The organism is Paracoccaceae bacterium Fryx2 (assembly GCA_032334235.1).
Lineage (GTDB): Bacteria > Pseudomonadota > Alphaproteobacteria > Rhodobacterales > Rhodobacteraceae > JAVSGI01.
Genome location: JAVSGI010000005.1, coordinates 317,568 through 332,566, shown reverse-complemented (window position 1 = coordinate 332,566; position 14,999 = coordinate 317,568). Strand labels below are relative to the sequence as shown.

The window sequence follows — 14,999 nt, the reverse complement described above, 5'->3', positions numbered from 1 at the left end:
GCGACCGCACTCTGCGCCCGAGGAGTGACCCCCGATGACCGAACCGGCCCTTCCGAACCGCTGGCGGCGCTTTGCCGAATGGGACGCGCGCCCCTTGCGGCTGGACAAGTTTGCCCGCGAAGACCCGGCCAACGGCTTTTCCGCCTTCCGCAGCCCGGCCGACCCCAAACCGGGCGTCGGCATCGAGGCGGGCCGGATCGTCAGCATGGACGGCGTGCTGGCGCATGACTTCGACATGATCGACGCCTTCATCGCGCGCCACCACCTAGACCCGGCCATCGTGCCCGAGGCGATGGCCATGGAGTCGGGGCAGCTCGCGCGGATGCTGGTCGACATGAACGTGCCTCGGGCGGACCTCGTGCGGCTGGCGCGCGGGCTGACCCCGGCCAAGCTGGCCGACGTGGTGTCGCGCCTGAACGCGCTGGAAATCGCCTTCGCCTATTCCAGGATGCGTGCCCGCAAGACGCCGGGCAATCAGGCGCATGTCACCAACGCCAAGGACGACCCGCTGCAACTGGCCGCCGATGCCGCCACCGCCGTGGCCTACGGCTTTGACGAGATCGAGACCACCATGCGGGTGTCGCGCAATGCGTGGTCGAATGCGGTGGCCTGTGCCGTGGGGGCGGCGGTGGGGCGCTGGGGCGTGCTGTTCCAGTGCTCGTCCGAAGAGGCGGAAGAACTGCGGATCGGCATGGCGGGCTTCACCTCCTATGCCGAGACGGTTTCGGTCTATGGCACCGAGAAAAGCTTCACCGACGGCGACGACACGCCGTGGTCCAAGGGCTTTCTGGCCGCCGCCTATGCCTCGCGCGGGATCAAGATGCGCTGCACCTCGGGCGCCGGGTCGGAACTGCTGATGGGGTTTCACGAGGCCAAGACGCTGCTCTATCTCGAGGCGCGCTGCCTGTGCCTGCAGCGCGGCATGGGGGTGCAGGGCACCCAGAACGGCGGCATCGACGGCGCGCCGCTGACCGCGACCGTGCCCGGCGGGGTGCGCGAGCTGATGGCGGAAAACCTGCTGGCGGTGTGGCTCGATCTGGAATGTGCCAGCGGCAACGACGCGCGCTCGTCGGAATCCGAGATCCGGGTGGGGGCGAAGATCCTGCCCTATCTGATTGCCGGGTCCGACCTGATCTGTTCGGGCTTCGGCTCGATCCCGGCCTACGACAACTCCTTCAACCCCTCGCTGTTCAACGCCGAGGAGATGGAGGATTACCTGGTGCTGCAGCGCGATTTCGAGGCCGACGGCGGGCTGACCCCGCTGGCCGAACACCGCGCGCTCGACCTGCGGACGCGAGCGGTGGCAGCGATTTCGGCGGTGCTGGACGAATTGGGGCTGGCAGAACCGACGGCGGCGATGCAGGCCTCGGTGGTGGTGGCCTCTGGCTCGGCCGAAACCCGCAGCTTCAGCCCCGGCGAGGTGGCGCCGATGTCCGAGGCGATCAAGGCGCGCGGCATCACGGTGATCGACGTGATCCGGGCGCTGGCGCGGCGCGGGTTCATCGACGAGGCGGAAAACCTGCTGTCGGTGGTCAAGCTGCGGGTGTCGGGCGATTACCTGCAAACCTCGGCCATGGTGCGGGGCGGGCGGGTGATATCCGCCATCAACGACCCGAACGATTATTGTGGGCCGGGCAGCGGCTACCGGATGACCGAGGACCGCAGGCAGGAAATCAACGACATCCGCGACGTGCTCGACCAGCCCGAGGTGCTGCGCGCCGAGGCGCAGTTCGAGAAGGCCGAGGCCGGGCGGGTTGCCTATCCCGCGACGGGGGTGGCGCAGGTCGGCCGCGCGCCGGACGAGGTGGTGATCGGCATCAGCCCGGCCTTCGGGGTGAAGCTTTATCAGACCACGGCGGGGCACCGGCTGTCTGACGTGCTGCGGGTGATGACCGACGCCATTGCCGCGCGGGGCCTCCGCGCCCGCGTGGTGCGGATGCGGCACACCGCCGACACCTCGTTTCTGGGGCTGACGGCGGCGCGGCTGTCGGGGTCGGGCATCGGCATCGGCATCCAGGCCAAGGGCACGGCGGTGATCCACGCCGCCGACCGTCTGCCGCACAACAATCTGGAGCTGTTTTCCAACGCGCCGATCACCACGCTCGACCATTACGCGGGCTTTGGCCGCAACGCCGCCGCCTATGCGCTGGGCGAGGCGCCCGAGCCGGTGGTGGTGCCGACGCGGGGCGAGGCGATGGGGTCGCGCTATCACGCGCGGGTGGCGCTGATCCATGCGATCGAAACCGGCCTGACGGCCGACGGGGCCGAACCTCAGGAGATCGACCTTCGGTTTCTGGATGCCAAAACGGGGCAGCGGCCATGAAGAAACTGACGACCGCCGACTATCCGCTGGCCGAAACCCGGCCCGACCGGGTGCAGGGCCAACGCGGCAAGACGCTGGACGAGATAACGCTGGCGGCGGTGCTGGCGGGCGAGGTGACGATGGAGGATCTGCGCATCACGCCGCAGGCCCTGCACGATCAGGCCGAGATCGCCGCCGATGCGGGCCGCGCGACACTGGCGCTCAACTTCGCCCGCGCGGCGGAACTGGTGGCCGTGCCGCAGGATCTGATCATGAGCACCTACGAGCTGCTGCGCCCCGGCCGGGCACGCGGCAAGCAGGATCTGCTCGACCGTGCCGCCCTGCTGCGCGACACCCACGCCGCCCCGGCGATTGCCGCATTCATCGAGGAGGCCGCCGAGATCTACGAAAAGCGCGGCCTGTTCACCACCCGCTACTAGGGGCCGCGCATGAGCTGGAAAACCGCCTACCGTTCGATCTATTACGCCACCGCTCCCGAACCCGAAACACCGGTGCTGCGGCCCGCCGAAACGGCGCTGCTGGTGATCGACGTGCAGAACACCTACCTCGCCCGCCCCGACCGCGCCACCCTTTCGCCTGTGGAACAGGCACAATACGACCTGTGGACCCCGTTCCATACCCGGATGCACACCCAGGTCATTCCCCGCACCGCCGCCCTGCTGGCACAAGCGCGGGCCGCCGGGATCGAATGCATCTTCGCCCGCATCGCCTGCCACACCGACGACGGGCGCGACCGGTCGCTGTCGCAAAAACTGCCGGGGTGGAACAACCTGCTGCTGCCCAGGCGCGGCCATCCCTCGCAGATCGTGCCCGACCTGCAACCGGTGGGAGACGAGATAGAGATCACCAAGACCACCGACTCCGCGTTGACCGGCACCAACCTGCGGCTGATCCTGCACAATCTGGGCATCAGGACGGTGATCTGCACCGGCATCTTCACCGACCAGTGCGTGTCCTCGACGGTGCGCAGCCTTGCCGACGAAAGCTTTGCGGTGATCGTGCTGGAAGACCTCTGCGCCGCCGGGTCGGAAGACCTGCACCACAAGGAGCTTGAGGTGATCAACATGATCTACTGCCACGTCATGCAAAGCGCCGAACTGGCGGCGATCATGCGGTGGACCTGAGGCGGGGAAATAGTCGAACGACCTGCTTGTCAACCTGCACCCTATGCCCTTTACTTTCTACAGGGACCGCCCGGCTCAAGCCCTGTCAACAAGGGCAGCCGGGTGGATGTAACACTGGACATGGAGTGAGACATGGTGAACGGCAGCAAGATTTCACGCCGCAATTTCATGCAGCAATCGGCGATCATGGCCGCGGCCTTTTCGGCGGGTGGCACCCTTGCCCCGCGACGGGCATGGGCGGCGCGCGAGACGGAACTGAACATCCTGTGCTGGGAAGGCTACAATTCCGCGCAGGTGCTCGACCCGTTCCGGTCCTCCACCGGGGCCACGGTCAAGGCGGAATCGCTGACCAACGACCCCACGATGATCAACCGCCTGCGGGCAGGCGAAACCAACATCTGGGATCTGATCAACGTCAACAACCCCTGGGCGCGCAAGGTCATGCACCCCGAAGGGCTGATCAAGCCCTTGGACCGTGCCCGTTTCGAACCCTATTTCGAAACGATGATGCCGGACTTCAAGCCGCCCTACCAATGGGCGATGGATGACAGCGGCACCGAGCTTCTGGGCATGGCGCAGCGGTTCGGCCCCTACAGCTTCGTGGTCAACACCGACAAGATCAGCCGTGCCACAGCCGAGGATCAGGGCTGGAACCTGTGGAACGACCCGGCCAACGCCGGCAAATACGGCATCCTGGAATCCGACGACTGGAACGTGTTCGGCATCTGCTGCATCGCCGGGTTCGACCCGTTCAAGATGCATGACGACGCCGAGGTCGCGAAGTTCACCGAAGCCGCGAAACGCGTGTTCGGCGGGGCGAAACTGGTAGGCGACATCGCCACGATGAACCAGGCGATTATCTCGGGCGAGATCGACTTCCACCTGACGGGCGGCACCTATTCCGCCTCGCCCGCCCGGGCCGACGGGCATCCCGAAATCCGCGGCATCACGCCCAATTCCGGGCCGATGGCGGGGGGCAAGGGCGGCATCGCCTGGATCGAGATCACCTCGCAGGTCAACAACCCCCAGCTTTCGCCGCTGGCCGAGCAGTTCCTCGAATACGTCCAGTCGCCGGAGATGGCGCATACCGTGGCCTTTGCCGAAGGCACCTTCAACCCGGTGTCGCAGATGGGCAACCCCGAGTGCTTCAAGCTGTTCACCCCCGAGGAGCTTGACACCATCCAGTGGGACAGCCTGGGCGAGGAGATGGCGCGCTCGGTCGAATATGACATCGTGCCCGATTACGACAAGCTTCTGGACATCATGACCGCCGCCAAGCGCGACGCCTAGCGCGGCGGAGGCGCGTTTTCCGGCAGCCCCTGCGGCACGCGTCGCAGGGGCAGTTTTCCGACTGCATCGAAAGCAATTCCCGACCATGGCCGAACCCAATTCCATCCTGTCGCTGAAATCGGTCACCAAGCGGTTCGGCACCTTCGCAGCCGTCGATCACATCGACCTTGAAATTGCCGAGGGCGAGTTCTTCACCATTGTCGGCCCCTCGGGGTCGGGCAAGACCACGCTTTTGCGGATGCTGGCCGGGATGGAACAGGCCACCAGCGGCGACATCCTGCTGCGCGGCCAGCGCATCAACGACCTGCCCGCCAACCTGCGCCCGACCTGCATGGTGTTCCAGTCGCTGGCGCTGTTTCCGCATCGCACGGTGGGCGAGAACATCGAGTTCTCGCTGAAGATCCGGGGCGACGCCAAAGACAAGCGCAAGGCCCGCGCGCTGGATCTGATGGATCTGCTGCGGCTGCCGCAATCCTACTACGGCAAGAACGTGATGAAATGCTCGGGCGGCGAGCGGCAGCGCGTGGCGCTGGCCCGCGCCCTGGCCTACGACCCGCAGATCCTGTTCTTTGACGAGCCGCTTTCGGCGCTGGATTACAAGCTGCGCAAGACGCTGGAAAAGGAGCTGAAAGACATCCACCACGAAACCGGCAAGACCTTCGTCTACATCACCCATTCGCTGGAAGAAGCCATGGTGATGAGCGACCGCATCGGCGTGATGCGGTCGGGCAAGCTGGTGCAGGTCGGCTCGCCGCATGAAATCTACAGCGCGCCGAACACGCGCTTCGTGTCGGAATTCATCGGGGATGTGAACGTGCTGGCGGTCGAGCTTGGGCCGGGCGGCCTGTTGCGCTCGCCCGCCGTGCCGGGGGCGCTGAAGCCGCCGAAGATGCCGCCGGGGTTCACCAGCGGCCATCTGGTGATCCGCCCGGAGTTCCTGCGCTTCATCGCCGCCGGGTCCGAGGCCGACAACTCTGTGACCGGCCGCCTTTACAACGAATACGCCCTGGGCTCGCGCATCCAGTATCAGGTCCGGGTCGGTGAAGGCGTGTTTGTCGTCGAGAAACTGCGCCAGCAGATGTTCACCGGCGCGCTGGACGACGAGGTACGCATCGGCTGGGACGCCGCCGACAGCATCCTGGTGGAGGACTGATGCGCAAGTTCCTGCATCTGAGCCAGGGCGGACGGTCGGCGCTTCCGGTGCTGCTGTTCCTGCTCTGCGGCTTTCTGGCGCCGCTGGTCGCGGTGGTCTGGTTCAGCTTCATGCCGGCCCGCACCTTCTCGCTCGCGGCCGCGCCAAGCCTCGACAACTATGTGACGATCTTCCAGAGCACGAGCTATGTCTCGTTCCTGTGGTCGCTGGCGCTGGCGTCGGTGACGGTGCTGGTGCTGGCGGTGCTGTGCTACCCGGTGGCCTACGGTCTGGTCAGGGTGTTCGGCAAATGGGCGACGCTGCTGACGCTGCTGTTCACCATTCCGCTGTTCGTGTCGGAGAACATCCGGATTTATGGCTGGGTGCTGTTCCTGATCAAGAACGGCGTGCTGCTGGGTTCGCTGAAGTCGATGTTCGGCGTCGAGTTGGAAAGCATCCTGTTCACGCGCACCGCGATCCTGCTGGGGATGGTGTATGTCTACCTGCCGTTCATGCTGTTTCCGCTGACGCTTGGCATCAGCATGGTCCCGAATGAAACCCGCGACGCCGCCCGCGACCTTGGCGCGACCCGCTGGCAGGTGTTTCGCGAGATCGAACTGCCGCTGTCGATGCCCGGCTTCACCATCGGGTTCCTGCTGACCTTCGTGCTGGCGGTGGGTGCGATCACCGAGGCCAAGGTGATGGGCGGGCAGCGCATCATCCCGGTGGCGCAGGATATCGAGATTGCCTTCACCTACGCGCAGAACTGGCCGCTGGGGGCGGCCCTGTCGGTGCTGCTGATGCTGGTGGTGGGCGGGCTGGTGCTGGCGGCGCTGTGGCGGTTCGATCTCGACCGGTTCCTGGGGCGGAAATAGACCATGTCCGACAAAGGCCAGCGCCTGCGCCACGCCCTGATCACCGCCTGGACCCTCGCGGTGCTGGTGTTCCTTTACATTCCGACGGTCTGCATCATGCTGGCGTCCTTCACCGCCAGCCGCTATTTCCAGTTCCCGATCGCGAAATACGGGCTGGACTGGTGGCGCAAGACCTTTGCCTCGTTCGAGATCCGGCAGTTGCTGACCACTTCCGTCACCATCGCGCTGTGCGTGACGGTGGTGGCGGTCACGCTGGCGTTCTTTGGCGCGCTGGCCTTCGCGCGGTATGACTGGCGCGGGCGGTCTGCCTACCAGAAGCTGATCCTGCTGCCGATCTTCTTTCCGCAATCGGTGCTGGGGCTTGCGCTTCTGCTGTGGTTCAACGCGCTGGGGTTGCAGATGTCGTGGCAGACGGCGGTCTTTGCCCATCTGGTGTGGATCGTGCCGGTGGTCACGCTGGTGATCTCGATTCAGGTCTACAGTTTCGATCCGGCGCTGGAGGAGGCCGCCTATGATCTGGGCGCGACGCGCTGGCAGGTGCTGCGCGAGGTGACGCTGCCGGTGCTGTTCCCCGGCCTGTTCTCGGGCGCGCTGTTCGCGTTCCTGCTGTCCTGGGGCAACTTTCCGCTGTCGCTTTACACCACGGGGGCCGACACGACGGTGCCCGAATATCTCTATGCCAAGATGGTGGCGGGCTACACGCCCGGGGTTCCGGTGCTGGGCACGGTTTCGACACTGGTCGCGGTGCTGGTGCTGGTCGGCGGCTATGCCCTGATCCTGGCAACCCGCCGGGCGCGGCGGGCGGTTTCAGACGAATAGGGGAGGATTTCATGTCTGCATCACTCAAGGGCCGTTCCGTGCTGGTCACAGGCGGCAGCAAGGGCATCGGCAAGGGCATCGCGCAGGTCTTTGCCGAGGCCGGGGCGCGGGTCGCCATCCTGTCCAGGAACCGCGATCAGGCCGAGGCCGCTGCCGCCGAGATCGGCCATGGCACCATCGGCCTTGCGGGCGATGTCACCTCGCTGGAAAGCATGGAGGCGGCGATGGCGGCGGTGGTGGCACAGCATGGCGGGCTTGACGTGCTCTGCGCCAATGCGGGCATCTTCCCCCCCGCCCGGCTCGAGGAGATGACCTCTGACCAATGGGACGAGGTGATCGACACCAACCTCAAGGGCACCTTCCACAGCGTGAGGGCGGCCATTCCGCATCTGCGCGCCTCGGATCAGGGGCGGATCGTGATCACCTCGTCGATCACCGGCCCGGTGACCGGCTACCCCGGCTGGACGCATTACGGCGCCTCGAAGGCGGGGCAGCTTGGCTTCATGCGCACCGCCTGCATCGAGCTGGCGAAATACGGCATCACCGTCAACGCCGTGATGCCGGGCAACATCATCACCGAGGGGCTGGAGGGCATGGGGGCGGAATATCAGGCGTCAATGGCGGCCTCTGTGCCGCTCAAGCGGTTGGGCACGGTGGCCGACATCGGCCATGCCGCGCTCTACTTCGCCTCGCGCGAGGCGGGCTATGTCACCGGGCAGACCATCATCGTCGACGGCGGCCAGATCCTGCCGGAAAGCCTCGAGGCGCTGGCGCAGGCCTGACGCGGGCCCGGGCGGGGTGGCCCGGCGGGGGGGGCGGGCCTACGTCGCCGGGAACAGCCCGGCCTCGTGGACATAGCGGCAGATCTGGGTGCGGCGGTAAAGGCCCAGCAGCCGCAGGATCGTCGACACATGGCCCTTGACCGTGCCCTGGCTGATGGCCAGCACATGCGCGATTTCCTTGTCGGCCAGCCCCAGCGCCACCAGTTGCGCGACCTCCAGATGCCGCCCTTCCAGCGCATGGGGGTTGGGCGCATAGCCAAGGTCGCGCACCGCCCCGAAATCGCGGCGGCCGGGCGCCACAACCGTCAGCGCAGGGCGGGCGTCGCGCAGATCCCGCGCCGCCCGCTGCCGTGGCAGGCCGATGGCGGGTCTGGCCGGTTCAGGCATGTCCCCTCCCCATGGCCGAAAGATAGGCGTCGCACAGCCCGGCAGCCCCCTCGGTGTAGGGCAGGCCCATCGACCGGGCCAGATCGGTTTCGGCATGAGACCCGATCCAGGCCACCAGCAGCAGGCGCCGCAGCATGACAAAGGTCGGAATCTCGGCCTCGTCGGCGGCGGGCAGATCAAGCACCTTGCGGTAGCCGGTCTTCCAGCTTTCGATCAGGTCGGGCACCTGCGGTTCGTGTTCGTAGAACGACACCGGCGTGGCCGCGTCATACATGTACCAACTGAAGCCGCAGTCGTCGAAGTCGATCACCTTGACCTCTTCGCCGTCGATCAGCAGGTTGGCCAGCCGCAGGTCGCAGTGGATCAGCCCGAAGCGGCTCTGGTCCTGCCCGTAGGCCGCCAGCCGCCGCCCGATCAGATCGACCGTTCGGGCGAACAGGGCGGCCTTTTCGGCATCGACCCCGATCCCGTCGCGCCAGCGCCCCCAATGGGGCGCGGCCTCGCCCAGCGCGGTCTCGAAGTTCCAGGTCGGCCGGGTGAACCATGTGGGGCGCTGCCAGTCGCGGGTGTGGCGGTGCATCCGCGCCGTCACCTCGCCCAGATGTTCAAAGGGGCGCGACAGGTCTTCGCCGATTCCGGGCTCTGTGCCGGTTTCCCATTGCGAAAGAACGACATGGCGCGGGTTCTTCATGCGCGGATGTCCGACGGTCTGGATGATCTCGCCATCCTTTCCCGGCACCGGCGCGGGCGTCACCACCACCCCGCTGGTGCGCAGATGCTGCAGCCACGCCAATTCCGACGCGATGGCCCGGCGCGAGTGATAGCCGTCGCGGTGGATGCGCAGCGCCCAGCGTTGCCCGTCGGTGGCCCGCACCGCATAGGTGGCGTTTTCCGACAGGTTGATCAGCCGGACATCCAGTCCGGGCGGCAGGGCGAAATGCCCCGTCGCGGCGATGGCAAGCTCCAGCAGGGCCGCCAGTTGCGCATCATGGCCAGGATGGTCAAAATCCGTCACGTTCCGCTTCCCCATCGTCCGGCCTTTTCGGCCACCGCCGCCTCAGCCTGCCCGCCCCCTGATCGCGCCCAGAACCCGCCCGATTTCGGCCAGGCCCCTTTCCACATCGGCAGTGCTGCCCGACATGTACAGCCGGCCCGCCGCGCCGATCATCTGCACATCGACCAATGTCAGACCCGGCGCAACTTTTTCCGCCGCATTGGCCGCAAGTGCCGCATAAAGCGCCGGAACCATCTCTGCGATCAGCAGGGTCTCGCCCGGCAGCACCATCGAGGCCTGGCGGTTGCGGTTGATGATCACCGCGTGCTGATCGGCAATGTCCTCGATCACGTCGGTGTAAAGGATCGTCGCCGCCAGCGCCGCTTCGGCATCGAGGCCCAGCCCGGCCAGCATCGCCTGCCCGGCCTGCAGCAGACGGCCCTTGTCGCTGCCGTGAATCTCCAGAATGCCGAACTGGCGTTCGACGAACAGGATGCCCGGTTCCAGATCGGGGTCGGCCTTCAGCGCGAGGTCGATCACCCGTTCGATCATCAGGCCGGGCGCAACCTCGATGATCAGCGCGTGCTGGCCCGCAAAGGGCGGGTAGCCCCGCGCACGGGTCGGCGTGCCCAGATAGGCCGCGAACTGCGGTTGCAGGTCCTCCAGCGTCAGATAGACCCGCAGGTCGCCCCTTGCCTGCGTCCCGGTGCTTGCCACGGCATCAGCCCCCTGCCACCCGGCCCGTTACTTGCCGCTGCCCGAGGTGAAGAACTTCGACACGTCGGCATGGGGCCGCGGGATCACATGCACCGACACCACGGTGCCGACCTGACCCGCCACTTCGGCCCCGGCCTCGGTAGCCGCCTTCACCGCGCCGACATCGCCCGAGATCACCACGGCAACCAGCCCGTCACCGACCTCCTCGCGCCCGATGATGGTGACGTTGGCCGCCTTGACCATCGCATCCGCCGCAGCCAGCGCCGCGACATAGCCCCTGGTTTCGATCATTCCGAGTGCATTGCCAGACATGGTATCCTCCTTGGTGACGTGGGGTTGGGTGAACTGCGGCGGTCTTGTCAGGCCGGGTCGTCGATCGACCCGATGATCAGCGCGTCGATCGGCGGCGACTTGTCCGCGAACCACGAGGCCGCGACCGATCCGGTGGCGACGATGACCTTTTCGCCGATGCCGCAGCCCAGCGGGTCGAAGGCCAGCATCGTGCTGCTGGTGCCATCGAGCTGCACTTCCAGGATGGACCCGGCAGGCACTTCTGCGACCTTCTTGGTGGACCAGATCCGCCCGGTGACGGTGGCCTTGATCATCATCGCATCCTTTCGATCCTGAGCCCGAGGCGGCGGGCGACATCCCGGGCCATCGGGGTCAGCACGGCACCTGCGGCAAGGGTCAGCGTGCTGCCCGCGGCGATGCCCTGCAGGCGGCGTTCGGAAATCACGCCCTCCATCGCGCCCGTGGCCGGGGCGGCGGGAACGGCAAGGCCATGGCCCGCCTGCCCCGCCGCAAGGGTGAATCTCAGCGCCCCCGACCGCACCGCCTCGATGGTGCCGGGGGCAGCCAGACGCACAAGGAACGCCTGCAGGTCGGCGTCGCAGGCAATGCTGACCGCCTGCACCCCGCCTGCGGGGGCCGCCCGTGCCGCCATCGTTTCGCGCAGCACCTCGCGCACCAGTGCCCGCAGATCGACCGATGCATCCAATGCCATGCTATGCCCCCAATGCCTGATGCGCGGCCCCGGCCGCCGCCCTGACCTCGGCTTCGGTGCCCGACAAATACAGCCGCCCGGTCGCGCCGATCATCCGATAGTCCACGATCTTGATGTTGGCCGCCTTTTCCGCCTCGTTGCAGGCGAGGATGGCATAGGCCGCCGGTTCGGTTTCCAGCACGAACAGGCTTTCGCCCGCCAGCAGCATCGAACCGCCCTTGTTGCGGTTGATCAGGAAGGCATGGCCCGGGTCGATCCGGCTGATGATCTTCGACGACAGGATCTTCGGCGGCATCGCCTCGTCGGGGCGCTTGCCCAGAACGGCCAGCACCGCCGCCGCCGCCGCCTTCACCGCCGAGACATCGCGCGCGTGGATCTCAAGATACCCGAACTGGCGTTCGACCACCAGAATGCCGCCCTGCACGTTGGCCGCCTTCAGGGCGACATCGGTCAGCGCCTCGATGTCGATGCCGGGAGCCACCTCGATGATCTGTGCGGCCATGTTGCGGCGCGGCAGCGACCCCCGGATCCACGAACCCAGCGAACACAGCGTCTGCGGCTGCAACTGGTCCAGAAAGATGAAGGAGCGGAGCGTTGCCATGATCATGCCGCGCGAACCGCGCTCAACTCCTCGAGGATGATCTTGCGCAATTCGCGGCGCAGGTCTTCCAGATCGGTGTCGCGCAGGGCGGGCAACGCCCGCGGTTCGGCCAGCGGCAGGTGCAGCGGGTCCATCCCGCTGAAATTTCCGAAGCTTTCAGAGGCGTCCTTGTTGTAGGCGATGCGGGCGAATTGCAGCAGGTGATGCGGCGTCAGGTTGTCGGAAAGCGAAGACCCGCCTGCGAACCCGGTGCCGATGGTCATCGACGGCCCCAGATTGGTCTCGAACCCCGATGACCCCAGCGAACAGCCGGCATTCACCGCGACGCGCAGCGCGGGCAATGCGGCGGCGAAGGCCATCACATGCGCCTCGGTATGCGAATGGATCGCCGCCGAATGGCCGCGCCCCGCGGTCCGCATCATCGAGCGTGCGCAGGAGATCGCCTGATCCATGCCGCCCACCCGGGCGAAGGCCAGCACCGGGCACAGCTTTTCGCGCACCAGCTTTTCCTCGGGCTGCACCAGATCGACCGGCGTGATCAGGATCCTGGCCCCCGGCGCGGCGAAACCGGCCTCGCGGGCGATGATCGCGGCATCCTTGCCGATCATCGCGGGGTTGAAACCCTGCCCGTTGAACAGCAGCGTGCGCAGCTTGCCGGTTTCGGCGGGTGTGCAGACATGCGCGCCCTCGGCCTTCAGCGCCGCAAGCAGGGCATCAGCCACCGAAGCAAAGGCCAGCAGCGTGGATTCGCTGGTGCAAAGGATCGAGTTGTCGAAGGATTTCGACGCCACGATCCGCCGTGCCGCCAGCTTCAGGTCGGCACTGTCATCGACCAGCACCGGCGCGTTGCCCGGCCCGACCCCGAAGGCCGGGTTGCCCGACCGATACGCCGCCTTCACCACCGCGGGGCCGCCCGTCGCGATCACCAGATCGACCCGCTCATCCGCGATCAGCCTTTCGATCAGCGGAATCGTCGGGTCTTCGATCACCTGGATCACCCCGTCCGGCGCACCCACCGCCCGCGCCGCGTCAGACAGCACCCGGGCCGCGTCGGCGCAGACCTCGCGCGCGCCCGGATGCGGGCTCAGGATGATGGCATTGCGCGTCATCAGCGCGAGCATGGTCTTGAAATACACCGTGGCGACCGGATTGGTCACCGGGATCAGCGCAAAGATCACCCCGGCCGGGCGCGGCAGTTCGACGATCTTCCGCGCGGCATCGACCCGCGGCGTCACGAAATCCTCGGCCCCATACAGTTCCGCCAGCCCGCGCGAGCAGGCCTCGTTCTTCTGCCGCTTGTGCGCCACCACGCCCATGCCGGTTTCGCGCACCGCCCATTCGGCGTAGAACTGCGCCTTGCCATGGGCCGCCTCGGCCACGGCCTGCACGATGCGCTGCGTGGCGGCACGGTCCAGCTTCTGGAACCGCACCGATGCCCAGCGCGAGCGTTCGATCTTCAGCCTGGCCTGTTCGTAGACCGCATCGGGGACTGTCAGCAGCACATCGGTCATCGCTCAGGCTCCCTTCTGGCCTGCGGCGCGGATCAGGTCGCGCGCCCGCGGCATCGCGGCGTCGAAGCGGTCCATGATTTCCTGGCACATCGCATGGCTCAGCAGCACGCCCGGCTTCCACTGCAACACCCGCTTGTCGAGCGAGGAAAAGATGGCCCAGACCCCGTGTTCGTAAAGCGCCCGGCTGACGTAGACCGCGCCCTGCGGATGGTTGAACTCCAGCCCCAGCACGACGCCGCGCTGGCGCACGCCGGTGAAGATGTCGGAATGGCGCTGCATCATCTCGGCCATGCCGTCGCGGAAGAATTCGGTCACCGCCTCCATAGAGGCGATGATTTCCGGGCGCTGCAGCATCTCCAGCACCTTGTGCGCGACGATGCAGCCCAGTTCCGCCCCGCCCGCCGTCGAGATGTGGGCCGCGCCATCCTCGTTCAGCCACTCGCCGGCCCGTTCGTTCACGAGGCAGGCCGAAATCGGGTAAAGCCCGCCCGAAAGCCCCTTGGCGGCCACCATGATGTCGGGCTGGATGTTGTAAGTCTGCCATCCCCACAACTGACCGCACCGCAACATGCCGGTCTGCACCTCGTCGGCGATGTAGAGCGCGCCGTATCTTTCGCACAGCGCCTTGCAGGCGGCCAGATAGCCCTCCTTCGGCATGGGAAAGCCATAGGTCGCGGGAATCGTTTCCATGATCAGCGCCGCGATGTCACCCGCCTTCAGCGCCTGCTCCATCGCGCCGATGTCGTTGAACGGCACCTGGATGAAGGTGTCGGGCTGATCCGACAGGAAGATCTTGCTGAACCGTTCGTCACCGGTCGCCACCGACAGCCCGCCATGGCCATGATAGCCCTTGATGATCGACACGATCTTGCGCCGCTTGGTGGCATAGCGTGCCGATTTTATCGCAATATCAACCGCTTCCGCGCCACCCGCGCCATAGACGACATATTTCATCCCCGGCGTGACCCGGATCAGCGCCTCGGAAAGCGCCGCGCGGGCGACCGAGGGAAACCAGTGGTTGCCGATGTCGAAATAGTCCAGCGCGCCCTTCAGCGTTTCCACCAGTTCGGGGTGGCGATGGCCGAGGTTGTAGGTGCCGCCGTTCAGATGCAGGTCGATCAGGCGGCGCCCGTCCATGTCGTAAAGGCAGTAGCCCTCGCGGCGGCCGATCACCAGGTCGATCCCGGCGTTCTGCCAGAACTTCGTCTTGTCGGGGTTCCAGTAGCGGATCGACGTGTCGAAAAGCGCCTGCTTGTTCTCGAACCTGAAGTGGCCGTAGTCGAACATCGCATCCTCCCGCAGGCCGGTTTGCCCGACTTCAAACACCCGATGATGGAAGCATGGCAGGCGGCCCCTGTCAATCGGGCTGAATCGGGGCTGTGAACCTGCCGTGTTTGTGGCATGTTGGCCAACGGAACGACCGCGCCCGCATCCCGGCCAC

At 66.4% G+C, this 14,999-nt stretch carries 17 protein-coding genes; 8 read left to right on the top strand and 9 right to left on the bottom strand.

The features are described 5' to 3' along the window. The first annotated feature begins 34 nt into the window (after positions 1-34). From RNZ50_10880 to fabG, 8 genes are all read left to right on the top strand, one after another. Positions 35-2,323, top strand: coding sequence for a propanediol/glycerol family dehydratase large subunit (locus RNZ50_10880; protein ID MDT8855508.1), 2,289 nt, complete (start codon positions 35-37; stop codon positions 2,321-2,323). Next, positions 2,320-2,742, top strand: a complete 423-nt coding sequence (locus RNZ50_10875; GenBank protein MDT8855507.1) for a diol dehydratase small subunit — start codon at positions 2,320-2,322, stop codon at positions 2,740-2,742. Before RNZ50_10880 ends, RNZ50_10875 begins: the two co-directional genes overlap by 4 nt. A 9-nt stretch (positions 2,743-2,751) precedes the next feature. Next, a complete protein-coding gene (locus RNZ50_10870; GenBank protein MDT8855506.1) occupies positions 2,752-3,447 on the top strand; it encodes a cysteine hydrolase family protein in 696 nt (231 codons plus the stop codon). 132 nt (positions 3,448-3,579) lie between these two features. Next, on the top strand, positions 3,580-4,737 hold the full coding sequence (locus tag RNZ50_10865; protein MDT8855505.1) for a PotD/PotF family extracellular solute-binding protein: 1,158 nt from the start codon (positions 3,580-3,582) through the stop codon (positions 4,735-4,737). 85 nt (positions 4,738-4,822) lie between these two features. Then, positions 4,823-5,890: an ABC transporter ATP-binding protein gene (locus tag RNZ50_10860; GenBank protein ID MDT8855504.1), complete on the top strand. Its 1,068-nt coding sequence runs from the start codon at positions 4,823-4,825 to the stop codon at positions 5,888-5,890. Next, positions 5,890-6,744, top strand: a complete 855-nt coding sequence (locus RNZ50_10855; GenBank protein ID MDT8855503.1) for an ABC transporter permease — start codon at positions 5,890-5,892, stop codon at positions 6,742-6,744. Before RNZ50_10860 ends, RNZ50_10855 begins: the two co-directional genes overlap by 1 nt. A gap of 3 nt (positions 6,745-6,747) precedes the next feature. After that, positions 6,748-7,563 carry an ABC transporter permease gene (locus RNZ50_10850; GenBank protein ID MDT8855502.1) on the top strand — a complete coding sequence of 272 codons (816 nt, stop codon included), beginning with the start codon at positions 6,748-6,750 and terminating at the stop codon, positions 7,561-7,563. Positions 7,564-7,574: 11 nt separating this feature from the next. Beyond that, positions 7,575-8,345: a 3-oxoacyl-ACP reductase FabG gene (fabG, locus tag RNZ50_10845; GenBank protein ID MDT8855501.1), complete on the top strand. Its 771-nt coding sequence runs from the start codon at positions 7,575-7,577 to the stop codon at positions 8,343-8,345. 39 nt (positions 8,346-8,384) lie between these two features. Here the strand turns inward: fabG and RNZ50_10840 are convergent, their stop codons facing one another. Genes RNZ50_10840 through RNZ50_10800 form a run of 9 tightly spaced genes read right to left on the bottom strand, consistent with a single transcriptional unit; the run spans position 8,385 to position 14,845 of the window. Then, positions 8,385-8,732 carry a LuxR C-terminal-related transcriptional regulator gene (locus RNZ50_10840; protein ID MDT8855500.1) on the bottom strand — a complete coding sequence of 116 codons (348 nt, stop codon included), beginning with the start codon at positions 8,730-8,732 and terminating at the stop codon, positions 8,385-8,387. Further along, positions 8,725-9,747: a phosphotransferase enzyme family protein gene (locus RNZ50_10835; protein MDT8855499.1), complete on the bottom strand. Its 1,023-nt coding sequence runs from the start codon at positions 9,745-9,747 to the stop codon at positions 8,725-8,727. The genes RNZ50_10840 and RNZ50_10835 overlap by 8 nt, the downstream gene beginning before the upstream one ends. Before the next feature lie 42 nt (positions 9,748-9,789). Beyond that, positions 9,790-10,443, bottom strand: a complete 654-nt coding sequence (locus tag RNZ50_10830) for a hypothetical protein (protein ID MDT8855498.1) — start codon at positions 10,441-10,443, stop codon at positions 9,790-9,792. 27 nt (positions 10,444-10,470) lie between these two features. Continuing rightward, positions 10,471-10,755: a BMC domain-containing protein gene (locus RNZ50_10825; GenBank protein ID MDT8855497.1), complete on the bottom strand. Its 285-nt coding sequence runs from the start codon at positions 10,753-10,755 to the stop codon at positions 10,471-10,473. A gap of 47 nt (positions 10,756-10,802) precedes the next feature. Further along, a complete protein-coding gene (locus tag RNZ50_10820; GenBank protein ID MDT8855496.1) occupies positions 10,803-11,048 on the bottom strand; it encodes a EutN/CcmL family microcompartment protein in 246 nt (81 codons plus the stop codon). Next, the gene (locus RNZ50_10815; GenBank protein ID MDT8855495.1) at positions 11,048-11,446 is read right to left on the bottom strand and encodes a hypothetical protein; all 399 of its coding nucleotides are present in this window, start codon (positions 11,444-11,446) and stop codon (positions 11,048-11,050) included. The genes RNZ50_10820 and RNZ50_10815 overlap by 1 nt, the downstream gene beginning before the upstream one ends. 1 nt (position 11,447) lies before the next feature. Beyond that, positions 11,448-12,047 carry a BMC domain-containing protein gene (locus tag RNZ50_10810; GenBank protein MDT8855494.1) on the bottom strand — a complete coding sequence of 200 codons (600 nt, stop codon included), beginning with the start codon at positions 12,045-12,047 and terminating at the stop codon, positions 11,448-11,450. 2 nt (positions 12,048-12,049) lie between these two features. Beyond that, entirely contained in the window at positions 12,050-13,558 is a 1,509-nt protein-coding gene (locus tag RNZ50_10805) for an aldehyde dehydrogenase family protein (GenBank protein ID MDT8855493.1), read from the bottom strand. Between the two features lie 3 nt (positions 13,559-13,561). Next, on the bottom strand, positions 13,562-14,845 hold the full coding sequence (locus RNZ50_10800) for an aminotransferase class III-fold pyridoxal phosphate-dependent enzyme (GenBank protein MDT8855492.1): 1,284 nt from the start codon (positions 14,843-14,845) through the stop codon (positions 13,562-13,564). Between the last annotated feature and the right edge of the window lie 154 nt (positions 14,846-14,999).